Source organism: Leucobacter albus, from assembly GCF_039528015.1.
Lineage (GTDB): Bacteria > Actinomycetota > Actinomycetes > Actinomycetales > Microbacteriaceae > Leucobacter > Leucobacter albus.
On record NZ_BAAAKZ010000006.1, the window covers coordinates 1 to 21,578 of the forward strand.

The window sequence follows — 21,578 nt, forward strand, 5'->3', positions numbered from 1 at the left end:
CCGCAGCGGTTGGGCAGGGAGAGGGTGAGACACGCCCAACGCCATCCACACGTTTTGGCCGATAGCCCCCAAAATGCAGGCTCTTGGGCCTTGGCACCGCTGATCCCATAGTTACCGCTGCGCAAGCCGCAAGCGAGCCCTGCCCGATGCCAGCCCAGAACGAGAAGAGGCCCGGCGTGAGCCAGGCCTCTGATGGTGGATCTGAGGGGATTCGAACCCCTGACCCCCTGCATGCCATGCAGGTGCGCTACCAACTGCGCCACAGACCCTCAGGAAGTCGGGCGAATGCTCGCCCGACAACTCTTCTATTCTACACCAGCCCAGATCGCCACGTGCAAATCGACGCGCCGGGCCGGCGCGTCACTCAGGCTGCGTTGCGGCGACCTCGAGCATCGACGAAACGTCGATCTTCGGGCTGTCGTGCCACAGGCGCTCGAGCTGGTAGAAATCGCGCTCCTCGCGGTGAAACACGTGGACCATGATGTCGCCAAAATCAAGGAGCACCCAGCGACCGCCCTCGCGCCCCTCACGCCGAACGGTGCGCACACCGGCCTCGTTGAGATCTCGCTCAACCTGGTCGGAGATCGCCTGAACGTTGCGCTCGACCTCGCCCGACACGACGAGAAACGCGTCGGCGAAGCCAAAGTGCTCCGCCACGTCAAGGGCGACCGGTGCGATCGCCCCCTTGCTGTCGGCCGCGCGCACGGCAATCTTCAGATCAGCGAGCATCTCTCGTGCTTCTGCCACGTGTGTACCTCTCAGAGGGGTTAGTTAAACAGGCCCTGCGACGCGGCATAGACCACGACGCCGGCAACAACTACGATGAGGCCGCCGCCAGAGAGCGCGAGGATCAGGGGCAGCTTGCTGCGATCCTTCGTGGGCTCGGCGACAACCGGCACCTCAGGCCGACGCCGCGCGCTCACCGCGCTCAGCGCCGACACCGGGGTCGGCCCGGAGTCGGATGCCGCTCCGATGGGCTCGGGCACACCATCGGTCAAGAATGGGTCAAAATCGATCGAATCATGAATACCGGAGTGCCCGCCGGTCTCCCCCATCGACTTCGGCAGCTCGATCGAGCCCGTCACAAACAGTTCACCGGTTGCCCCGAGCGGGCCAGTCAGCCCGCCGGTGTCGCCGGGGTGCGACGGCAGAATCAGGGCAGACGCCCCGGTGCCGCCCGTGCTCCCCTCTTGCGCGACCGCGCGAGAGATGAGGTCGTCAAAGTCACCCGATTCGCCGGGCGCAGAGATCGATGCGGCGCGCGACGGGTCGTCAAAGACCGAACGCCACTCCTCGGGCGGCTGAATGTCGGGGAACGAATAGCCGGCCGTGTCGGTTCCGGTGTCTGCCTCACCCTCGGCTTCGGCCTGAGCGTCGAGCTCCTCGGCCACAACGTCGGCCAGCGTGGAAGCCTCGGCCTCGGCGCCGGCCTGCAGCTCGGCCTCGTCGGCCTCGTCGGCCTCGTCGGCCGTCGCAGCACCGTCGATCACGGCGCTTGCCTCGAGGTCTGCCGCGGCGAGGTCGGCATCGTGCTCAATGTCGGCTGAGTGGGTCTCTGCTTCAACGGCGCCAGCCTCGGCAGCGTCGATATCAGCGTCAGCGGGCACCGCGGTTTCGCCGAGGGAGTCTGCGACGATCTCGACCTGATCGGTTGCGAACAGCGCCGCAACGGCGTCAGCATCGCCGGTCGGGGCGGTCGGTTCAGCTGCCTCGAGAATATCTTCGAGAGTAAAGGCCTCGGTCGGGGCATCGAGCTCGGTCTCAGACGAGTCGTGCTGGGGCAGGTCTTCGAGGCTCAGCGCTTCGGTCGGCGCACCGTACTCATCGAAGACGGGCTCCTCCATGGGAACGACCGGAGCAGGCGCCTCGGCCTGAACCGCGTTCACGGCAGCCGCTGCGTCGACATCGTCGCTCGCAGCGGTATCTGCGGCCAACTGGGCGAGCGCTGCCTCGCGCAACTCGCGCATCTCGCGGCGGGTGCGGGGCGTGCCGTCAGGGTTCAGCGGATCGATTTCGATCTCCACGTTTGCCGGGGCCTCGCCAGAGGTCTCGGAGGCAGCAACAGCCGCCTCTCCCGGCCCGGCGTCGGCGGCCTCAGCGGCCTCGCCGCTGGCAGCCTGCTCACGCAGCCGAAGCTCGCGCCGCGTCAACGGGCGTTCGTGGTCTTGCTCACTCATCTGTCTGTCGCTTCCTCGGAATACAAGCCGTGCTTGGCGATGTACTGCACCACCCCATCAGGTACTAGGTACCACACAGGGTAACCCCTCGACACTCGCTCCCTACAGTCAGTAGAGGAGATTGACAGCGCCGGGATCTCAAGCAAGCTTACGTTATCGTGTGAAAGCCCTGAGAGTGATAGCTCATGCCCGGGGCGAGACACTGCAATAAAATGCGCCAATTCCCAGAGCTTTTCAACGTCTTTCCAGCTCACGATCTGTTTCACCGCATCGGCCCCGGAGATGAAGAACAGCTCCGCATCGGGCATCAGGCGCTTCAGGTCTCGCAGCGTGTCGACCGTGTAGGTCGGCCCATCGCGATCCACATCTACGCGACTCACCGTGAACTGCGGGTTCGAGGCGGTTGCAATCACCGTCATGAGGTAGCGGTGCTCGCTCTGCGAGACGTTGCTCTTCTGCCAGGGTTGCCCCGTCGGCACGAACACAACCTCGTCGAGATCGAAACTCTTCGCTACCTCGCTGGCGGCGACGAGGTGGCCGTGGTGAATTGGGTCGAAGGTGCCGCCCATCACCCCCACGCGTCGCCGATTCGTCACGATTAGTGCTGCTGCGCCTCACCGTGCTCGCGGGCATAGGCTGCGGCCTTCTCAGAGTGCCGGTTTGCAACGTCGCGGAACGAGAAGGTGACCACTGCGCTGATCAAGAACAGGGTGAAAACAATCACGCCATAACCGATCGCCGGGATCGGGAGTTCGTTGACAACGTGGCTTGCGCCCTCGGCTACTGCAATCGTGGCTGCAAGTGACATGAAGAGCCCTGACCTTTCCTATGGCAGAAATATTTACTACAAGCCTACCGTGTCTGGCTAGCGAATCTGCCCAGTGCCACGCACGATCCACTTGGTGCTCGTGAGTTCTTGCAGCCCCATCGGCCCGCGCGCGTGCATCTTCTGCGTCGAGATGCCGACCTCCGCGCCGAACCCGAACTCGCCGCCATCGGTGAAGCGCGTCGAGGCGTTCACCATCACCACCGCGGCATCGACCTCGGCGAGAAACCTCTCCGCGTTGGCGAAATCATTGGTGACAATCGCCTCGGTGTGCTTCGTCGAATAGCGATCGATGTGTGCGATCGCCTCGGCTATGGAGTCGACAACGCGCACGCCCATCGCCAGGTCGAGGTGCTCGGTAGCCCACGTCTGGTCGCTCGCGGCGCTCGGAGCCCCAGCGGCGCGTGCCCGCTCGTCACCAGAAAGCGACACGCCGCGCTCAGTGAGCGCAGCGAGCAACCGCGGCAGCAGCGCCTCGGCAGCGTCGCGGTGCACGAGCAGCGTTTCGGCCGCGTTGCAGACGCTCGGCCGGTGTGTCTTCGCGTTGACGACGATGGCCTCGGCCATCTCCGCGTCGGCCGAGGCATCGACATACACATGCACGATGCCAGCGCCTGTCTCGATGACAGGCACGGTCGACTCCTGCACCACCGTCGCGATCAGCCCCGCACTCCCCCGCGGAATGAGCACGTCGACGAAACCGCGGGCACGCATGAGCCTCCCGGCGCCCTCGCGACCAAATTCGTCGATCGTCTGCACCGCGTCGCCGTCGAGCCCCGCACGGGTCATCGCCTCTTGAATGAGGCGCACGAGCACGCGGTTCGAATCCTCAGCCGCGGATCCGCCCCGCAACACCGCGCCGTTGCCGCTCTTCAGGGCGAGCGCCGCAATGTCGATCGTCACGTTGGGGCGCGCCTCGTAGATGGCGCCGACGAGCCCGAACGGCACCCGGGTTTGCGCAATCGTCACGCCGTTTGCGAGCGTGCTGCCGCGCACCACCTCGCCGACGGGGTCGGGCAGCGCGACAATATCGCGCACGGCAGCAGCGAGGCCGCGAATCCGCGACTCGTCGAGCATCAGCCTGTCGAGCAGACCGTCGCCTATCTGCTGCTCGGCGCCGCGCCGCAGATCGAGCTCGTTCGCCGCCACGATCTCTGGGATTGCCGCCTCGAGACCACGGGCGAGCTCTTCGAGCGCCGCGTTCTTCTCGGCGGTTGTCGCAGTCGCGAGAGCGCGCGAGGCGCCCTTCGCCCTGGCCAGGAGATCGATGAAGGCATCGTTGCTAGACATAGCGACAAGTCTAGCCTGGCGAGGCGGCGCGCTCGGCACAGCGACCGGCGGCGCGCAGCGGCTACCGCGGCGCGGCCTCGAACAGCGTGCCGTGATCGGCGCCGTCGAGCACGCTCGCGAGCAACCGCGCCTCAGTGAGCAGCACGGTCGTACCCGCGTCGGCGGCCAGGCGAGCAGCCTGCACCTTGGTCGCGGCGCCGCCCGTGCCCCAGCCAGACTGGCTCTCGCCGATCTTCACGCCCGCGAGCGGGTCACCGTAGGGCACATGCGCGATGCGTTCCGCGCCGCGCACCTCGGGCGGAGCCGTGTACAGTGCGTCGATATCGGAAAGCAGCACGAGCTTGTCAGCGTCGACGAGGCGGGCGACGAGAGCGGCGAGGCGATCGTTGTCGCCGAAGCGGATCTCGTGGGTGGCGACCGTGTCGTTCTCGTTGATGATCGGCACGGTGCCGAGGGCGAGCAGCCGCTCGAGCGCGCGACGCGCATTGCCGCGGTGCGTGGGGTTCTCCATATCGTGCGCGGTCAGCAGCACCTGGCCGGCGACGAGGTCGTGACTGCTGAGCGCCCGCTGATAGCGGTTCACCAAAATGTTCTGGCCAACGGCGGCCGCCGCCTGCTGCGTCGCGAGGTCGTCGGGGCGCGCCTCGATGTCGAGAAACGGCACCCCGGTCGCGATCGCCCCGCTCGAAACGAGGATCACCTCGGCGCCCGCGGCGCGCAGCCGAGCGAGGGAGTCGACGAGGGTCGGAATCTGGGCTGCGTTGTCGCCGCTTACCGACGAGGAGCCCACCTTGACGACGACGCGTCGCGCCGCCAGCAGCGCGTCGCCGCGCGTCACACCGCTCATGCCTCGTCAGCCTCCCACATGCCCGACTTGCGCTCCCGCTCGAGCTGGTCTCGAGCGGCAGCCTTCGCGTCCATGAGGTCGTGGTAGTCGGCGCGGCGCTCCTTGTTCGTGCGGCGGGCCGGCCCATCGAGGCGCTCGTCGGAGCCGCGAACACCAACCTGCACCTCCGCCGCGCTCGTGAGCGCGGGCTCCCAGTCGAACACCACGCCAGAGCCGGGGCCAATCACCACGGCGGAGCCAGCGACCGCTCCGGCCTTCACCAGCGCATCCTCGATGCCGAGCTTCTGCAGCCGGTCGGCGAGGTAGCCAACGGCCTCGTCGTTTTGGAAGTCGGTCTGCTGCACCCACCGCTCGGGCTTCTGCCCCAGAATGCGATAGAGCGTGCCGTACGAGCCGCCCTCGGTGACGACGCGGAAGCCGGCGCTGCGGTCGACCGCCTTCGGGGTGAGCACGATGCGCTCGAGCCGCTCGGTCTCGGCGAGCTCCTTCGCGCGGGCCGCCTCGACGACCTCGGCGAGCGCGAAGCCCAGCTCGCGCAGGCCCTCGCGCGACGCCGTCGAGATTTCGAAGACGCGGTAGCCCATCGCCTCGAGGTCGGGGCGCACAAACTCGGCGAGCTCGCGCGCCTCTGGCACGTCGATCTTGTTCAGGGCGACGAGCTGCGGGCGCTCGAGCAGCGGAATCTGCCCCTCGGGCACCTCGTAGGCCGCGAGCTCGGTCTTGATGATCTCGAGGTCGGACAGCGGGTCGCGCCCCGGCTCGAGTGTTGCGCAGTCGAGCACGTGCAGTAGCGCGCTGCAGCGCTCGACGTGGCGCAGAAAGTCGAGGCCGAGGCCCTTGCCCTCGCTCGCGCCCTCGATGAGGCCAGGAACGTCGGCGACGGTGAAGCGGGTGCCGCCAGACTCGACGACGCCGAGGTTCGGGTGCAGCGTCGTGAAGGGGTAGTCGGCGATCTTCGGGCGCGCGGCGCTCATTGCGGCGATCAGGCTCGACTTGCCCGCGGAGGGCAGCCCGACGAACGCGACGTCAGCGATCGTCTTCAGCTCGAGCGTGACGTCGCCGGCCCAGCCCTCGGTGCCGAGCAACGCGAAGCCGGGGGCTTTGCGCTTCTGGCTCGCGAGGGCGTGGTTGCCAAGCCCGCCGAGGCCGCCCTCGGCAACCACAAACCGCGTGCCTGGCTCGGTCAGGTCGACGAGCACCTCGCCATCTTTGGTCTTCACCACGGTGCCCACCGGCACGCGCAGCTCGAGGTCGGCGCCGTGCGCGCCGGCGCGGTAGTCGCCCGCTCCGTACGCGCCGTTCTCGGCGGAGCGATGGGGCCTGCGGTGGTACTCGAGCAGCGTCGTCACCTGCGGATCCGCGACGAGCACGATGGTGCCGCCGTTGCCGCCAGCGCCTCCGTCGGGCCCGGCGAGTGGCTTAAACTTCTCGCGCCGCACCGAGACACAGCCGTTCCCACCACGGCCCGCCTGCAGGTGCAACTCCACCTGATCTACGAACGTCACCATGCGAGATTCTCCTTCCGCCCCGAAGACGCGATCGAGTTACTACGATTCTGCCAGGGCTTTTCGCCCCAGCGACGCCGAGTTGCGTCGTGCGCGGGCACTCGGCCCGCACAACTCGGCCAGATACGACAAAAGGCGAGCCGAAGCTCGCCTTTGTCGATACCGGTCTGCTTACGCAGTGGCGACGATGTTGACGACCTTGCGGCCACCCTTCGCGCCGAACTCAACCGCGCCAGCAGCGAGTGCAAACAGCGTGTCGTCTCCGCCACGGCCCACGTTCGCGCCCGGGTGGAAGTGAGTGCCGCGCTGACGCACGATGATCTCGCCGGCGTTTACCTGCTGACCGCCGAAGCGCTTCACGCCGAGGCGCTGTGCGTTCGAGTCGCGGCCGTTCTTGCTGGAGCCGACGCCCTTCTTGGATGCCATTGGTCTGTCTCCTTAGAGTCTAAAAGTTACTTGATGCCGGTGACCTTGAGGCGCGTCAGATCCTGACGGTGCCCCTGGCGGCGCTTGTAACCGGTCTTGTTCTTGTAACGCTGAATGACGATCTTCGGGCCACGGAGGTCGTTGAGAACCTCAGCGGTCACCTTGACCTTCGCGAGTGCCGAAGCGTCACTCGTCACCTTTTCACCGTCAACGAGGAGCACTGCCGGGAGTTCGATATTTCCCTTAGCATCTCCCGCTACACGGTTTACAGTGATGATCGAGCCAACCTCGACCTTCTCCTGTCGCCCGCTTGTGCGCACTACTGCGTAAACCACTTGGTCACCCATCTCTCGAGGATCGTCTTAATCGTGTCGAATCGCGAACCCGTCACGATCGAAGTCATACGTGCACTCCCCGCCTCAAAAGCGAGTACGCACAACGGTCAATAATAACGCGAATTACCGCGTTCGGTCAAATGAAGGTCGGCGTGTCAGCCTAAGCCCCGCCGCGGCCCGTCGTTCTGGCATCGAGCGCGTCGAGCAGCATGCGCTCGGGGTCGAGCGAGCGCTCCCCCTCGCCGCCCTGGGACTGTACCGCGGTCGGCGCCTCCGCGCCGACTTGGGTCTTCGGCGCCACGGCCGGAGCCCCTGCCGGGGCCCCCGCACGCGCGCTCACGCGGCGGCTGCGCGACTTCGAAGCGCCCGCGGGAGGGGCCTCCGGCAGCGCGTCGAGCACGCTCTCAAGCACCGCCGCGGGGGCCTTGGGCTCGCGCGCCGTGTCTGCCTGCGCCGGCTTCAGCGAGGGCTGACGCGACGCCTGGTCGTCACCGCTCTGAGAGCGCTGCGCGGCCTCGGGGGCTGCCTCGTCCGAGCCCTTTGCCGCGGGAATCGTCGAGGCTGCGACCTGAGCGAGCATGTTTTTCGCCCCGTCGGTAATCGCGTGCGTCTGAGCCTTGGGCTCGTGCGACCCCTTGCCTCCGCCGTTGCCATTGCCGCTACCCGCGTTGCCGCCACCGCTGCCACTACCGTGGCCGCCGTTGCCGCCGCCGCGCTTTTGCCGGCCCGACGACTGCTCCGAACGGTGGCGCTGCACCGGCTCATGGTGCACAATCACGCCGCGCCCGGCACAGATTTCGCAGGGCTCACTGAACGACTCGAGCAGCCCGAGGCCGAGCTTCTTGCGAGTCATCTGCACGAGCCCGAGCGAGGTCACCTCGGCGACCTGGTGCTTCGTGCGGTCTCGCCCGAGGCACTCGACGAGCCTGCGCAGCACGAGATCGCGGTTCGACTCAAGCACCATGTCGATGAAGTCGATCACGATGATGCCACCAATATCGCGCAGCCGAAGCTGACGCACGATCTCTTCTGCGGCCTCGAGGTTGTTCTTCGTGACGGTTTCTTCGAGGTTGCCGCCGGCCCCCACGAACTTGCCGGTGTTCACGTCGACAACCGTCATCGCCTCGGTGCGATCGATCACGAGCGAACCACCCGAGGGCAGCCACACCTTGCGGTCGAGCGCCTTCGCGATCTGCTCGGTGACGCGATAGGCGTCGAAGATGTCGCGCTCGCCCTCGTAGCGCTCGACGCGCTGCATCAGGTCGGGGGCCACCGCTGAGAGGTAGTTCTCGATGACATCGTGGGTTTCTGCGCCTTCGATGCTCATCTTCAGGAAATCTTCGTTGAACACGTCACGCACGATCTTGATGAGCATGTCGGGCTCCGAGTGCAGCATCGCCGGGCCGCCGCCCTTCTTCACGCGCGCTTGGATCGACTCCCACTGCCTGGTGAGCCGCTGCACGTCGTGGGTGAGCTGATCTTCGGTGGCGCCCTCCGCCGCGGTGCGCACGATGACACCGGCGCCCGACGGGAGCACCTCCTTGAGAATCTTCTTCAGCCGAGCGCGCTCGGTGTCGGGCAGCTTGCGCGAGATCCCGTTCATCGCGCCGCCCGGCACGTAGACGAGGAAGCGGCCTGGGAGAGAGATCTGGCTCGTGAGGCGCGCACCCTTGTGGCCAACCGGATCCTTCGTCACCTGAACGAGTACCTGGTCGCCGGGCTTCAGCGCGTTCTCAATCTTGCGAGCGGTGTTGCCGCCCTCGAATTCTGACCAGTCGACCTCGCCCGAGTAGAGCACGGCGTTGCGGCCGCGCCCGATGTCAACGAAGGCCGCCTCCATGCTCGGCAGCACGTTCTGCACCCGGCCAAGGTATACGTTGCCGATGAGCGAGGACTCGCTCGACCGCGCCACGTAGTGCTCGACGAGCACCTTGTCTTCGAGCACGCCAATCTGAATGCGATCTGCCGTTGTGCGCACGATCATCTCGCGGTCGACAGACTCGCGGCGCGCGAGGAACTCCGACTCGGTGATCACCAGGCGCTTGCGGCCAGCGTCTCGGCCATCGCGGCGGCGCTGCTTCTTCGCTTCGAGGCGGGTGGATCCGCGGAGCTTCTGCGGCTCAGTGATGATGGGTGCTTGCCGCTGCTGGCGGCGCGAGTCGTCTTCGTCGTGATCCGTTCCCGGCTGCCGGCGTCGGCTGTTGCCGCGCCCGCTCGTCGCGTCGCGCCCGCCGCGATCACTCTCCGCGCGGTCGAAGCGATCGCCCCGGTCGCCGCGGTCGCTGCGGTCGCCACGGTCGCCACGGTCGGAATCGCGGTCGCGACGGTCGCGGGAGCTGCGCTCATCGCGATCACGGGATTCGTTGCCTGGGAAGCGTGAGTCGAGAATATCGTCGAGCTTGCGCAACTCATTGCGCCGCGGCATCGGCTGCACCGGCGGCACATCGGGCGCCAGGAAGATCAGGCGCGTCGTTGCCCTGAAGCGTTCCTCGGGGCTCATCTCTGCGAGGGGCAGCACGAGAGGCAACCCGTCGGGCAGTGGCTTTGCCTCGGGCGCCGCGGCTTCGGCTTCGGCTGCGACTGGTTCACCATCTGCGGGATCCTGCGCTGCTGGCGCCTGCTCGGCGTGCGCCACCTCGGCGACCTGAGCAGCCTCCGGCTCGACCGCCTCCGGCTGTTCATTGGCTACCGTGGCTTCCGCTACCGTGGCATCCGCTACCGTGGCATCCGCTACCGTGGCATCCGCTGCCGCGGCTTCCGCGTTCGCAGCTTCCGCCGCCTTCGCATCCCCCGTCTTTGTCGCGACGCGCCTGCTCGTAGCCCGCTTGCGTGGGGCCTTCGCGGGCGCAGCCGACTCTTCCGCTGCCGCCGCATCGGGCTCGGTCGCTACCGGGTCGGCTGACTGGGGAGCCTCGGCTGCCGGTTCGTGTGCTGCCGGAGCCTCCGCCCCGAGGGCGGTGCCCGTCTCGTCCCCTGTGTTCTCTTGTGTATTCACCATTGCTGGTGTGCTCCTTTAACCCCGAACGCGAGGTTCGAGGAAACCAATATTGTCGGCGATCATTCGCCGCGAATTCATGTGTTCGCTCAAATTCTTCGAGCGTTCGGCAAATGCCGGTGACCGCCATGGGGCGACCAAAGACTGTACGTGGAGCGCGCCGTCGTGGCGTTATCCAACGATAACCATTATGTCACGGAGACCCTGAACATTGCAGTAGGCATCGCAGCGGCGCGTTGTCACAGGAAACCCCGGTTATTATCAAGGCATGAGCGCAACTGAGGTACAGGCACCGCGGGTTCGCGGGTTCGCAATCTTCACCATCATCTTTGGCGCGATCGGGCTCTTCGCCGCGTTCGAGCTGGCGACCGAGTACATCAAGAAGCTGCAGCAGCCCGACTACATACCGAACTGCGAGCTCTCGGTGCTCGTGACCTGCGGCCCGAACATGGATTCGCCCGAGGGCTCACTCTTTGGGTTTAGCAACACGATTCTCGGACTCATGGCGTTCGTTGCGCCAATCGCAGTTGGCGTTGCCCTCCTCGCAGGGGCGCGTTTCGCCGCCTGGTTCTGGTGGCTCTACCGGGCTGGCCTCGCCCTCGGCACGGTGTTCGTTTTCTGGCTCTTCACCCAGAGCGTGTTTACCCTCGGCACCCTGTGCCCGTGGTGCATGGTCGTCTGGACTGTCATGCTGCCGCTCTTCTTCTTTACCGCGTTTAGACCCGAGGCCGTCGGCTACGTCGAAGCGTCACCCGGGGTGAAGAAGGCGTTCGCGGCGGTCAACTCGTGGGCGTGGGTGCTCGTGCTGGTCTCGTACCTCTTCATTGCGGCGGTCGCCCAGTTCCAGCTCAACTGGCTCGCCGAGTTCAGCCGCTAAGCGCTACCGCTGCCCTCGCTGCCCAGGCGCCGCCACGAGCTCAGGCGGCAGTAACCCGCCGCCAGAACGCGTCGACCTGGTCGAGCGTCTGCTGTTCGGTACCAGACGTGTCGATCATCACGTCGGCAACAGCCCGGCGATCCGCATCGCTCGCCTGGTTACCGATGCGGCGCCGCGCTTCCTCCTCCGCCATCCCGCGGAGTTCCACCATGCGCCGTACCCGCGTCTCAGCGGGCGCATCGGCAACGAGCACCCAATCCCAGTCAAAACCGCTCCCGCTGTCGTGGGCTCCGGTCTCCACGAAGAGCGGAATCTCGTACACCACAACGGCATCGGCGCGTTGCTGCACCGCAGCAGCGATGCGCTCCTCAGCCAGCCGCCGCACCTCGGGGTGCACGATCGCGTTCAGCGCTTCAAGCGCCGCCGCGTCACGAAACACGATGTCGCCAAGCGCTTGGCGATCCAGCGCCCCGTCTGACGTGCGCAGGTGCTCGCCGAACCGGGCGAGCACCCGGGCCAGACCCGGTGAGCCAGGCGCGACGGCTGCTCTCGCGAGCTCGTCAGCGTCGATTCGATGCGCCCCCAGCTCGGCAAGTCGGCGCCCGATAGTGCTCTTGCCTGCGGCGATTCCTCCGGTCAACGCGATGAGTTGCATACGCCAACACTAGCGTGGGCCTACGCTAGTGGGAGGAGGTACCCGATGCTCGAAGCAATCACCGGGCTGTCGCTCGCGGCAGCGGCGGGCCTGAACGCGTATATTCCGCTGCTGGGGCTGGGGCTGCTCTCTCGCTTCACCGAGCTGCTCTCGCTGCCAGACGGCTGGTCGTGGCTCGAGAACGAGTGGGCGCTCGGCATACTCGGGGTGCTGTTCGTCGTCGAGATCTTCGTCGATAAGGTGCCAGCACTCGACACCGTCAACGATGTGCTGCAGAGCGTCGTACGGCCCGCCTCAGGTGGGCTCGTCTTCAGCGCCGGCGCATCGAGCAGCACGGCCGCCGTTGCCGACCCCGAAGCGTTCGTGAACTCGTCAGCCTTTTGGCCGTTCGTGTTCGGCGTGTTGATCGCGCTCGTTCCGCACGCCTTCAAGCTAGTGTCGCGGCCCGTCGTGAACCTCGCGACCGCGGGCCTCGGGGCCGCCGTCATGAGCACGCTTGAAGACATTGCGGCCGTCGTCGTCACGGTGCTCGCGGTGCTGCTACCCCTCGTCGCTCTCGGCGTGATGGTGCTGCTGACGGTGCTCGGGGTGCGGTGGGTCGCTCGGCTGCGCGCTAGCCGGCGAAACACGCCACAGCCTGGCTAGCTCTGGGCTGGGGCCTTGGTTTCGCCAGCCCGGCTGCTCCCCCTCGGCGCTGCTTGCGCTGCACATACTGCCCGCCCTGCCCGCGCTGCCCGCCCCACTCTGCTCGCGCTGCCCGCCCCACTCTGCTCGCCCTGCCCGCCCCACTCTGCTCGCCCCCTCGGCGCGAACTTTGCTGCACAAACCGGCAGATATGCACAAGACCGCCCAAAAGTGGCGTGTTCTTGCCTATCTCCTGCAGATCGCCCGCCCAGGGTGGAGGCTCCTGGGCCCAAATCGCGTCGACATTCGAGTGCCGTGCTGCGCCGCGGATCCGCCCGCCCGATTCGCGCCCGCCCGATTCGCGCCCGCCCCCAAACCTAAGCGCACCCCACCACAGGCGCGCCCAGATGCTCACCCAGCTCGCGCACACGCAAAAGCCCGGCCCCGCAAACGCGGGAGCCGGGCTCTTGACTGGAAGCTAGCAGAAGCTAGCTAGGGCTTTAGTTACCCTCGAGCTGAGCCTTGAGGGCAGCGAGTGCCTCATCGTCAGCGAGCGCACCGGTCGAAGCCGAGTCGCTCGAGAAGTTCGAAGCCGAAGGCGCATCAATAGCGGGGGCAGCTGCCTGCTCTGCGAGCATCGCGGCGACCTGCTTCTTGTGTGCTTCCCAACGCTCCTGGGCAGCAGCGTACTCCTGCTCCCACTTCTCGCGCTGCGACTCGAAGCCTTCCTTCCACTCCTGGGTCTCGGGGTCGAAGCCCTCGGGGTACTTGTACTCGCCGTTCTCGTCGTACTCGGTGGTCATACCGTAGAGAGCGGGGTCGAACTCGGTGCCCTCGGGGTCGAGGCCCTCGTTCGCCTGCTTGAGGCTGAGCGAGATGCGGCGACGCTCGAGGTCGATGTCGATGATCTTAACGAAGACTTCCTGGCCGGCCGAAACGACCTGCTCAGCAAGCTCAACGTGCTGACCCGAGAGCTCGGAGATGTGCACGAGGCCCTCGATGCCGTCTGCAACGCGAACGAACGCGCCAAACGGAACGAGCTTGGTGACCGCGCCCGGAGCAATCTGGCCGATTGCGTGGGTGCGTGCGAACACCTGCCACGGGTCTTCCTGCGTAGCCTTCAGCGACAGCGAGACGCGCTCGCGATCGAGCTCGACCGAAAGCACCTCGACGGTGACTTCCTGGCCAACCTCGACGACGTCGGAGGCGTGCTCGATGTGCTTCCACGAGAGCTCAGAGACGTGCACGAGGCCGTCAACGCCACCGAGGTCAACGAACGCACCGAAGTTGACGATCGACGAGATGACACCCTTGCGAACCTGGCCGGGCTTGAGGTCGGCGAGGAACGAGGAGCGGGTAGCCGACTGGGTCTCTTCGAGGAGCGCGCGACGCGAGAGCACAACGTTGTTGCGGTTCTTGTCGAGCTCGAGGATCTTCGCCTCGATCTCCTGGCCGAGGTACGGGGTGAGGTCGCGCACGCGGCGGAGCTCAATGAGCGATGCGGGGAGGAAGCCGCGGAGCCCGATGTCAACGATGAGGCCGCCCTTGACAACCTCGATGACGGTGCCGGTGACGACACCCTCGGTCTCCTTGACCTTCTCCACGTCGCCCCAAGCACGCTCGTACTGAGCGCGCTTCTTGGACAGGATCAGGCGACCTTCCTTGTCCTCCTTCTGGAGAACGAGTGCCTCAACGGAATCGCCGACCTTGACAACCTCATCGGGGTTGACGTCGTGCTTGATGGACAGCTCGCGCGAGGGGATGACACCCTCGGTCTTGAACCCGACGTCGAGGAGAACCTCGTCGCGGTCAATCTTCACAACGGTGCCCTCGATGAGGTCGCCGTCGTTGAAGGACTTAATGGTCAGTTCGACCGCTGCAAGGAAGTCGTCGGCTGAGCCGATGTCGTTGATCGCGACCTGCTTGCTCGTGGTCGTTGCGTTCGTCATGTAATTGGTCTCCAGAATGGACAGGATATTCAGGTGGGTGCGTGCCAAATTGGCCGGAACTGAATTGCTTCGGTTACGCGAGACGACCCACACGTGGACATGGTTTTAGTCGCCACAAATGTGACAGTTCAGTCTAACGCGGGTTTGCCCCGCTGAGCAAGTAACGTTTCACGGCGCGTCGCCTGCTGAGACGCGCCGTGAACGGTTGCGAGCTCGGTGCTGCTCGCAATCAAGCCCTGGCGTCAGTGCGCCGCCGCATTCCAGTTCGGCCCGTGCCCAAACTGTACCTCGAGCGGCACGCGAAGCTCCGCCGCTCCCGCCATGTCGGCAAGCACGATCTGTTGGAGCTGCTCCTGCTCACCCTCTGCGACCTCGAACATCAATTCGTCATGAATCTGCAGCAGCATGCGAGACTTCAGGCCGGCCTCGCGCATGTGGTCTTCCACGCGAATCATCGCGATCTTGATAATGTCGGCCGCCGACCCCTGAATGGGCGCGTTCAGCGCAGCGCGCTCGGCATTCTCGCGCAGAATGCGATTCGGGCTCGCGAGGTCGGGGAACGGGCGACGCCGGCCGAAGATCGTCTCGGTGTAGGTGTCGGCCTTCGCCTGCTCGACGACCGAGCGGAGGTAGTCGCGCACTCCCCCGAACCGCTCAAAGTAGTCTTGCATGAGCTGCTTTGCCTCAGCAGCCGAGATATTCAGCTGCTTCGATAGCCCAAACGCCGACAGCCCGTAGGCGAGGCCGTACGACATCGCTTTGACCTTCGAGCGCATCTCGTTCGTCACCTCGGCCGGCGTCACCCCGAAGATGCGCGAGCCCACGAAGCGGTGCAGGTCTTCGCCTGCGTTGAAGGCCTCGATGAGCCCCTCGTCGCCCGAGAGGTGCGCCATGATGCGCATCTCGATCTGCGAGTAATCGGCGGTGAGGAGCGTTGCGTACTCAGGAGCGTGAATGAAGCCCTCGCGAATGCGGCGCCCCTCCTCGGAGCGCACCGGGATGTTCTGCAGGTTCGGGTCGGTCGAAGCGAGCCGCCCCGTGCTCGCGCCCACCTGCACAAGGGTCGTGTGGATGCGCTGGTCGTCTGCGTTTACCGCCTTGATCAGCGTCTCGATGATCTGTCGCAGCTTGTTCGCGTCGCGGTGCGCGAGCAGCGAGTCGAGGAACGGGTGCGGCGCCTTCTGCTGCAGATCGGCGAGCGCCGCCGCGTCGGTCGTGTAGCCGCTCTTCGTCTTGCGGGTCTTTGGCATGTCGAGTTCTTCGAACAGCACCTGCTGCAGCTGCTTCGGCGACGACAGGTTGACCTCGTGCCCGATCGCGTCGAAGGCGCGCTGCTCGAGCGCCGCGACGCGCTCTGTGAGCTCCGCCTGGTGACCCTCAAACAGCGGCAAGTCAATGGCGACGCCGCGCTGCTCGAGCTTCGCAAGAATCGGCAGCAGGGGCAGCTCGATCTGCTCGTACACCTCGCCGGTGCGGCCCTCGAACCTGCCGACGATTGCGGCGTGCACGCGCACGATGTACCAGGCGAGCTGCTCGGTGGTTGCGACCGAGCCCTCTTCGGGTACGAGCTGGTTCGGGTCGCCGACGGGAACCTCTTCACCGAGGTAGCGAAACACTGCCTCGGCGATCGTCTTCTCTGGTGCGATCGGGCGAAACACCCAGGCCGCAAGCAGCGCGTCGCCCGCGATGCCGCCGATCTCGACACCGGCGGCCGCCGCAAGGCGCAGCTGCGCCTTCGCGTCGAAGAACACCTTCGGCGCGTCGGAGGCGAGCCAGGCCTCGAACTGGGCGTAGTCGCGCCCGCCTGGCTGCCACACGAGCTTCACGGTGGAGTCAGGGGTCGCGAGACCGACGTCGACGCCGCCGGCGGTCTCCGACAGGTACACCGCGGGAGTCGCGGCCTTCGCGAGCCAGTCGCCGAGCTCCTCGTCGATCAGCAGACGCGCCTCTGGCAGCGTCGCGCCGAGCTGGGCTGGCTTCGCGGCGCCCGTTGGCACCTCTGCGCCGACAAGCTTTGCGACGCGCTGCAGCAGCGTGCGGAATTCGAGCTCCGCAAACTTCTGCTGCACGGCCTCCATGTCGACCGCACCGCGCTTGAGCTCGTCAAGCGGCAGATCGAGCTCGACGTCGGTGACGAGCCGGTTGAGCCTGCGGTTGCGCTCGGCAAGGTGCGCGTTCTCGCGCAGGCTCTCGCCGACCTTGCCGCCGATCTCATCCTGGCGACGGATGATCTCCTCGAGCGAACCGAACTGATTGATCCATTTCACGGCGGTCTTCTCGCCGACGCGCGGCACACCGGGCAGGTTGTCGCTCGTCTCGCCGACGAGCGCCGCGATCTCGGGGTACTGCTCGGGGCGAACCCCGTAGCGCTCCATGACCTTGTCGGCGTCGTAGCGGGTGAGCTCGCTCACGCCCTGTTTCGAGGGGTAGAGCAGCGTCACATCGTCGTTCACGAGCTGAATGGTGTCGCGGTCGCCGCTCACCACGAGCACGCGGTAGCCGCCAGCGCGCCCTTCGGTCGCAAGGGTCGCGAGGATATCGTCGGCCTCGTACCCTTCTTTTTCGATGGTGCGGATCCCCATCGCATGGAGGGCCTCCTGCAGGAGCGGGATCTGGCCTTTAAACTCCGGGGGCGTCTCGCCGCGGGTGCCCTTGTACTCCGGGTACTCCTCGGTGCGGAACGAGTGCCGCGAGATATCGAACGCGATCGCGAGCGCGTCTGGGTTCTCGTTCGCGAGCAGGTTGATCAACATCGAGATAAACCCGTGGATCGCGTTGGTGTGCTGGCCGGTCTGAGTCTGAAAACTATCGACCGGGAGCGCGTAGAAGGCACGGAAAGCGAGGGAGTGACCGTCGATCACCATGAGGGTAGGCTGCTGAGTGTTATTCGACACACCACCAGCCTACAAGGCGGGGCCGACATTGAAAGCGTGACAATGACCGAGCACGACGCAGCAGCAGTAAACCGATTCGGGGTTCGCCCAGGCGACACCACGCCAGACCTGGAGCAGGTCGCCTCCCTCGGGCTCGGCGCCCTCGCAGACTCGATGGGCATCAAGCTCACCGAGTTCTCGCGCGAGCGTGTCGTGGCGACGATGCCGGTTGAGGGCAACACGCAGCCCTACGGGCTCGTCAACGGCGGCGCATACGCTGTGCTCGGTGAGACTCTCGGGTCGATGCACGCGGGCTTTCTCGCTCCCGAGGGCAAGCTGCCGGTCGGCGTCGACATCAATGCCACCCACACCGGCTCGGCGACCCAGGGGCTCATCACCGCCGTGTGCACGCCCATTCACGCCGGGCGCTCGATGACGGTGCACGAGATCATCTGCACCGACGACAACGGCCGGCGCTGCTCGACGCTGCGCATCACGAACTTCTATAAGACCGCGCCAGGGGCCTAACCGCTGCGATCTTCTGCGAGCGCCCGCGGGGCGGCCCCCTCCGGCCCCTCCGGCCCCTCAGTTTCACAGCGCTAGCCGCCTGCGGCAAACAAAAAGCCCCGCAATTGCGGGGCTTTTTGTTTCACGGCTCCACTCGGGCGTGGCGGCCGCGCGGGCCGAGCGCTAGTCCTTCTTCGGGCCGAGCTGATCGATGATGGTCTTCGCGACGTCTTGCATGGTCAGGCGCCTGTCCATTGAAGCCTTCTGAATCCACCGGAAGGCCTCTGGCTCGCTGAGCCCCATCTTGTCGTTCAGGATGCCCTTGGCCCGGTCGACGAGCTTGCGGGTCTCGAAGCGCTCGGCGAGGTCAGCGACCTCGCTCTCGAGCGCGACAATCTGCTGGAAGCGTGACAGCGCGATCTCGATCGCGGGGATGAGATCTGCGGGGGTGAAGGGCTTCACCACGTAGGCCAGGGCACCTGCCTCGGTCGCGCGCTCGACGAGCTCGCGCTGGCTGAAGGCGGTGAGCAGCACGACAGGAGCGATGTGCTCCTCGTTGATCTGCTCCGCTGCGGAAATGCCGTCAAGCTTCGGCATCTTCACGTCCATCACGACGAGGTCGGGGCGCAGCTCCTTTACGAGCGCGACGGCGGTCTCACCATCGCCAGCCTCACCCACGACATCGAAACCGTTGTCGCGCAGCGTCTCGACAATATCGAGGCGGATGAGGGATTCGTCTTCTGCAACGACAACGCGGCGGGGCGTGGTCGGGGCAACACTCTGGTCATTCACAGTTCAAGCTTACGATAACTCGTTTGGATCACGCTCAGAAATTGCCGCGTGGGGGAAATCGGTGCACAAAACACGCGAAACTATCAGCTTCACCACAGAAGGAGCGGCTTGCCCGCATAGGCGACGCGCACCCGCCCCACTGGGCAGGCCCTAGTTTGCCCGCTGGCCCTGCGGCAGATCGGCAATCTGCACAAGATCGCACCCACACCCGCGCTTCGGGCCTAGCGACTGCAGATTGCCTAGGCTGCGCGCAGAGAGCACGCCCGGGCCCCAGGGCGCAGCAGGGCCCCCAAACCCACACATATGTTGGTACCGGATGCGGGACTCGAACCCGCACGCCTCTCGGCAGCGCATTTTGAGTGCGCCGTGTCTACCATTCCACCAATCCGGCAAAGCGGTTCCAGTTTAGTGCACTGGAACCCGCTCCGTTGACCGTTCGCGAGCTATTCGCCGGCCAGCGTATGCTTGCGCGGCCCCGCGGCCTCGAGGTTGCCACTCATCTCCCCCACGCGGTGAATGCGCAGGGTGTTCGTGGTACCGACGACCCCTGGAGGCGAACCTGCAACGATGATGACGCGCTCGCCGAGCTCAACGTTATCGCGCGGCTCAAGCGTCGCGTCAACCTGCGCGAACATCTCGTCGGTGCTGCCGACGCGCGGCATCTCGATCGAGCGCGCGCCCCAGGTGAGCTCCATCCGACGGCGTGTCGCGACCGAGGGGGTGAACCCAATGATGGGAATCGGGGTGCGCAGGCGCGACATGCGCCGAACGGTGTCGCCAGACTCGGTAAATACGCAGATGTAGCGAGCGCCGATAAACGCGGCTACCTCGGCAGCCGCCCGAGTGAGCACCCCGCCCTGGCTTCGCGGCTCGGTCTTCATCGGCTCAATGCGATCGAGCGCGTGGTCTTCCGTGGCCTCGATGATGCGGGCCATCGTCTGCACGGCCTCGACCGGGTACGCACCGACGCTTGTCTCTCCCGAGAGCATCACGGCGTCTGCGCCGTCGAGCACAGCGTTCGCGCAGTCAGATGCCTCTGCGCGCGTCGGGCGCGGGTTCTCAATCATCGATTCGAGCACCTGCGTCGCGACAATGACCGGCTTCGCGTTGCGACGGGCGACCGCGATCGCCTCGGCTTGCACGAGCGGCACCCGCTCGAGCGGCATCTCGACGCCAAGGTCGCCGCGGGCGACCATGATGCCGTCGAAAGCCGCAACGATCTCTTCGAGGTTGTCTACGGCCTGCGGCTTCTCGATCTTCGCGATAACGGGAAGGCGAATGCCCTCCTCGTCCATGATCTCGTGCACGCGGGTGATGTCGGCCGCATCGCGCACGAACGACAGCGCAATGTAGTCGACGCCGAGCTTGAGCGCCCAGCGCAGATCCTCTTCGTCTTTGTCAGAGAGCGCCGGCACATTCACCGCGACGCCGGGCAGGTTAATGCCCTTGTTGTTTGAGACGGTGCCGGGAACCTCTACGACCGTGTAGACGGTGTCCTCGGTGACCTTGGTTGCGCGGAGCGTGACCTTGCCGTCGTCGATGAGCAGCGGATCCCCGACGCTCACGTCACCTGGCAGCCCCTTGTGGGTCGTGCCGCAGATCGTGCGGTCGCCCTGCACGTCGCGCGTCGTGATCGCAAACTCGTCGCCGACAGCAAGGTCGTGCGGCCCGTCGGCGAAGGTCGCGAGGCGGATCTTTGGCCCCTGAAGGTCTGCGAGCACAGCGATCGGGCGTGCCACCTCGACCTCGGCGCGCCGAATGTTGCGGTAGATCCCCTCGTGCACGTTGTAGGTGCCGTGCGACATGTTCATCCGCGCAACGTTCACACCCGCCGTGATGAGCTCGAGGGTGTGGTCGTAACTCGAGACCGCAGGGCCCCAGGTCGCGACAATCTTTGCGTGACGCATGGATTCTCCTTCTATTCCGCGCTACCGCGGCTAATCACATGATGGAATTCTTCGGGATCCGCAGTGTCTCTGAGGATCGAATCGGCCGGGTTCATGCGGCCTGGGAGGTACACGCTGATCTCGCGCCCGACGTGACGGCGGCGCTGCACCAGGTAGAGCACGACGCCCAGCACGATAGCGAGCAGCGCGGCGAGCACGTTCGTGCGCAGCCCGAGGAACAGCAGGCTCGGGTCGACGCGCATCGACTCGATGATCGCGCGGCCAATGCCGTACCAAATGAGGTAGAGCGAGAACAGCTTGCCCCAGCGAAGCTGGAGCTTCCGCTCGATTGCGAGCAGCAAGACGATGCCTACGAGGTTCCAAATGATCTCGTAGAGGAACGTCGGGTGAAACAGAGTCCCCTCCGGCAGGCCGATCGGGAATGCCGGGTTCGAGGAGTCGATCTCGAGCCCCCACGGTGCCGTGGTGGGGCCGCCGAAGAGCTCGTGATTGAAGTAGTTGCCAAGTCGACCGAATGCCTGCGCGAGCAGAAGGCCTGGAACGAGCGCGTCGGCAAACGAGAGGAACCGCACTCCCGTCAGGCGAGAGGCAATAAGCACGCCGATCGCGCCGCCAAGCAGCGCACCGAAGATTGCGATGCCGCCATCCCAGATGTTCCAGATCGCGTCTTTTTCGAACGGGTTCCACCACTGGCGACCCGCCTCGAAGTAGAAGCCCCAGTGGGTGACGACGTGGTAGAGCCTGGCGCCAATAATCCCCATGAGCACCGACCAGATCATGAAGTCCCAGACGACGCCGCGCTCCGCACCGCGAGCGGTTAGGCGCCGCCCCGTCCAGATCGAGGCGAGGGCGATGCCGAGCATGATCCACAGGGCGTACAGGTGGATCGTCAGCGGTCCAATCTCGAAGAACTGGAAGCTGGGGCTCGGAATACTGAGCGGGAGAATCATTGATTCCTCTTTCGCGGGCGAATCTGTGCACTGGCTGCGACGT

At 65.8% G+C, this 21,578-nt stretch carries 19 protein-coding genes and 2 tRNA genes; 3 read left to right on the top strand and 18 right to left on the bottom strand.

Going from position 1 to position 21,578, the window contains the following annotated elements:
* Positions 1 to 193: 193 nt before the first annotated feature.
* From ABD115_RS08115 to ABD115_RS08165, 11 genes are all read right to left on the bottom strand, one after another.
* Positions 194 to 269 (bottom strand) — tRNA-Ala (locus ABD115_RS08115).
* A 91-nt stretch (positions 270 to 360) separates the two neighbouring features.
* Positions 361 to 729, bottom strand: a complete 369-nt coding sequence (gene rsfS, locus ABD115_RS08120; RefSeq protein WP_343960288.1) for a ribosome silencing factor — start codon at positions 727 to 729, stop codon at positions 361 to 363.
* A 38-nt stretch (positions 730 to 767) separates the two neighbouring features.
* A complete protein-coding gene (locus ABD115_RS08125) occupies positions 768 to 2,177 on the bottom strand; it encodes a hypothetical protein (RefSeq protein WP_343960101.1) in 1,410 nt (469 codons plus the stop codon).
* Positions 2,174 to 2,773: a nicotinate-nucleotide adenylyltransferase gene (gene nadD, locus ABD115_RS08130; protein ID WP_343960103.1), complete on the bottom strand. Its 600-nt coding sequence runs from the start codon at positions 2,771 to 2,773 to the stop codon at positions 2,174 to 2,176. The genes ABD115_RS08125 and nadD overlap by 4 nt, the downstream gene beginning before the upstream one ends.
* Before the next feature lie 2 nt (positions 2,774 to 2,775).
* Entirely contained in the window at positions 2,776 to 2,985 is a 210-nt protein-coding gene (locus ABD115_RS08135; protein ID WP_343960105.1) for a hypothetical protein, read from the bottom strand.
* Positions 2,986 to 3,042: 57 nt separating this feature from the next.
* Positions 3,043 to 4,293: a glutamate-5-semialdehyde dehydrogenase gene (locus ABD115_RS08140; protein ID WP_343960107.1), complete on the bottom strand. Its 1,251-nt coding sequence runs from the start codon at positions 4,291 to 4,293 to the stop codon at positions 3,043 to 3,045.
* A gap of 61 nt (positions 4,294 to 4,354) precedes the next feature.
* The gene (gene proB / locus ABD115_RS08145) at positions 4,355 to 5,140 is read right to left on the bottom strand and encodes a glutamate 5-kinase (protein ID WP_343960109.1); all 786 of its coding nucleotides are present in this window, start codon (positions 5,138 to 5,140) and stop codon (positions 4,355 to 4,357) included.
* Positions 5,137 to 6,648 (bottom strand): GTPase ObgE, encoded by a 1,512-nt coding sequence (obgE, locus tag ABD115_RS08150; RefSeq protein WP_343960111.1) that lies wholly within the window; start codon positions 6,646 to 6,648, stop codon positions 5,137 to 5,139. The genes proB and obgE overlap by 4 nt, the downstream gene beginning before the upstream one ends.
* Positions 6,649 to 6,816: 168 nt before the next feature.
* The gene (rpmA, locus tag ABD115_RS08155; protein ID WP_042542900.1) at positions 6,817 to 7,071 is read right to left on the bottom strand and encodes a 50S ribosomal protein L27; all 255 of its coding nucleotides are present in this window, start codon (positions 7,069 to 7,071) and stop codon (positions 6,817 to 6,819) included.
* 26 nt (positions 7,072 to 7,097) lie between these two features.
* Positions 7,098 to 7,406: a 50S ribosomal protein L21 gene (gene rplU, locus ABD115_RS08160; RefSeq protein ID WP_343960290.1), complete on the bottom strand. Its 309-nt coding sequence runs from the start codon at positions 7,404 to 7,406 to the stop codon at positions 7,098 to 7,100.
* A 160-nt stretch (positions 7,407 to 7,566) separates the two neighbouring features.
* On the bottom strand, positions 7,567 to 10,404 hold the full coding sequence (locus tag ABD115_RS08165; RefSeq protein WP_343960113.1) for an Rne/Rng family ribonuclease: 2,838 nt from the start codon (positions 10,402 to 10,404) through the stop codon (positions 7,567 to 7,569).
* Positions 10,405 to 10,669: 265 nt separating this feature from the next.
* Here ABD115_RS08165 and ABD115_RS08170 point away from each other — a divergent pair, with 265 nt between their 5' ends.
* A complete protein-coding gene (locus ABD115_RS08170; protein ID WP_343960115.1) occupies positions 10,670 to 11,278 on the top strand; it encodes a vitamin K epoxide reductase family protein in 609 nt (202 codons plus the stop codon).
* A 40-nt stretch (positions 11,279 to 11,318) separates the two neighbouring features.
* Here the strand turns inward: ABD115_RS08170 and coaE are convergent, their stop codons facing one another.
* Positions 11,319 to 11,933 carry a dephospho-CoA kinase gene (coaE, locus tag ABD115_RS08175; protein WP_343960118.1) on the bottom strand — a complete coding sequence of 205 codons (615 nt, stop codon included), beginning with the start codon at positions 11,931 to 11,933 and terminating at the stop codon, positions 11,319 to 11,321.
* 45 nt (positions 11,934 to 11,978) lie between these two features.
* On the opposite strand from coaE, the gene ABD115_RS08180 reads away from it, so the two are divergent.
* On the top strand, positions 11,979 to 12,578 hold the full coding sequence (locus ABD115_RS08180; protein WP_343960120.1) for a DUF4126 domain-containing protein: 600 nt from the start codon (positions 11,979 to 11,981) through the stop codon (positions 12,576 to 12,578).
* A gap of 479 nt (positions 12,579 to 13,057) precedes the next feature.
* Here ABD115_RS08180 and rpsA read toward each other — a convergent pair whose 3' ends face one another.
* Both rpsA and polA read right to left on the bottom strand, forming a co-directional pair.
* The gene (gene rpsA / locus ABD115_RS08185; RefSeq protein ID WP_343960122.1) at positions 13,058 to 14,506 is read right to left on the bottom strand and encodes a 30S ribosomal protein S1; all 1,449 of its coding nucleotides are present in this window, start codon (positions 14,504 to 14,506) and stop codon (positions 13,058 to 13,060) included.
* Positions 14,507 to 14,748: 242 nt separating this feature from the next.
* The gene (gene polA, locus ABD115_RS08190; RefSeq protein ID WP_343960292.1) at positions 14,749 to 17,370 is read right to left on the bottom strand and encodes a DNA polymerase I; all 2,622 of its coding nucleotides are present in this window, start codon (positions 17,368 to 17,370) and stop codon (positions 14,749 to 14,751) included.
* A gap of 72 nt (positions 17,371 to 17,442) precedes the next feature.
* On the opposite strand from polA, the gene ABD115_RS08195 reads away from it, so the two are divergent.
* Positions 17,443 to 17,907, top strand: a complete 465-nt coding sequence (locus ABD115_RS08195; RefSeq protein ID WP_343960124.1) for a hotdog fold thioesterase — start codon at positions 17,443 to 17,445, stop codon at positions 17,905 to 17,907.
* A 162-nt stretch (positions 17,908 to 18,069) separates the two neighbouring features.
* Here ABD115_RS08195 and ABD115_RS08200 read toward each other — a convergent pair whose 3' ends face one another.
* The 4 genes from ABD115_RS08200 to lgt all read right to left on the bottom strand — a co-directional run bounded on the left by ABD115_RS08200 (position 18,070) and on the right by lgt (position 21,535).
* Entirely contained in the window at positions 18,070 to 18,678 is a 609-nt protein-coding gene (locus ABD115_RS08200; RefSeq protein ID WP_059061781.1) for an ANTAR domain-containing response regulator, read from the bottom strand.
* Between the two features lie 307 nt (positions 18,679 to 18,985).
* Positions 18,986 to 19,069: transfer RNA gene (locus ABD115_RS08205), tRNA-Leu, on the bottom strand.
* Positions 19,070 to 19,121: 52 nt separating this feature from the next.
* Positions 19,122 to 20,585 carry a pyruvate kinase gene (gene pyk / locus ABD115_RS08210; protein ID WP_343960126.1) on the bottom strand — a complete coding sequence of 488 codons (1,464 nt, stop codon included), beginning with the start codon at positions 20,583 to 20,585 and terminating at the stop codon, positions 19,122 to 19,124.
* Between the two features lie 11 nt (positions 20,586 to 20,596).
* Positions 20,597 to 21,535: a prolipoprotein diacylglyceryl transferase gene (gene lgt, locus ABD115_RS08215; RefSeq protein ID WP_343960128.1), complete on the bottom strand. Its 939-nt coding sequence runs from the start codon at positions 21,533 to 21,535 to the stop codon at positions 20,597 to 20,599.
* Positions 21,536 to 21,578 lie beyond the last annotated feature (43 nt).

Excerpts from the sequence above, each read along its gene's own strand:
- ABD115_RS08140 (WP_343960107.1), bottom strand. The coding sequence starts at position 4,293 with ATGTCTAGCAACGATGCCTTCATCGATCTCCTGGCCAGGGCGAAGGGC.
- obgE (WP_343960111.1), bottom strand. The coding sequence starts at position 6,648 with ATGGTGACGTTCGTAGATCAGGTGGAGTTGCACCTGCAGGCGGGCCGT.
- rpmA (WP_042542900.1), bottom strand. The coding sequence starts at position 7,071 with ATGGCATCCAAGAAGGGCGTCGGCTCCAGCAAGAACGGCCGCGACTCG.
- lgt (WP_343960128.1), bottom strand. The coding sequence starts at position 21,535 with ATGATTCTCCCGCTCAGTATTCCGAGCCCCAGCTTCCAGTTCTTCGAG.
- proB (WP_343960109.1), bottom strand. The coding sequence starts at position 5,140 with ATGAGCGGTGTGACGCGCGGCGACGCGCTGCTGGCGGCGCGACGCGTC.
- rpsA (WP_343960122.1), bottom strand. The coding sequence starts at position 14,506 with ATGACGAACGCAACGACCACGAGCAAGCAGGTCGCGATCAACGACATC.
- ABD115_RS08165 (WP_343960113.1), bottom strand. The coding sequence starts at position 10,404 with ATGGTGAATACACAAGAGAACACAGGGGACGAGACGGGCACCGCCCTC.
- rsfS (WP_343960288.1), bottom strand. The coding sequence starts at position 729 with ATGCTCGCTGATCTGAAGATTGCCGTGCGCGCGGCCGACAGCAAGGGG.
- ABD115_RS08180 (WP_343960120.1), top strand. The coding sequence starts at position 11,979 with ATGCTCGAAGCAATCACCGGGCTGTCGCTCGCGGCAGCGGCGGGCCTG.
- ABD115_RS08195 (WP_343960124.1), top strand. The coding sequence starts at position 17,443 with ATGACCGAGCACGACGCAGCAGCAGTAAACCGATTCGGGGTTCGCCCA.
- ABD115_RS08170 (WP_343960115.1), top strand. The coding sequence starts at position 10,670 with ATGAGCGCAACTGAGGTACAGGCACCGCGGGTTCGCGGGTTCGCAATC.
- ABD115_RS08125 (WP_343960101.1), bottom strand. The coding sequence starts at position 2,177 with ATGAGTGAGCAAGACCACGAACGCCCGTTGACGCGGCGCGAGCTTCGG.
- ABD115_RS08135 (WP_343960105.1), bottom strand. The coding sequence starts at position 2,985 with ATGTCACTTGCAGCCACGATTGCAGTAGCCGAGGGCGCAAGCCACGTT.
- polA (WP_343960292.1), bottom strand. The coding sequence starts at position 17,370 with ATGGTGATCGACGGTCACTCCCTCGCTTTCCGTGCCTTCTACGCGCTC.
- coaE (WP_343960118.1), bottom strand. The coding sequence starts at position 11,933 with ATGCAACTCATCGCGTTGACCGGAGGAATCGCCGCAGGCAAGAGCACT.
- pyk (WP_343960126.1), bottom strand. The coding sequence starts at position 20,585 with ATGCGTCACGCAAAGATTGTCGCGACCTGGGGCCCTGCGGTCTCGAGT.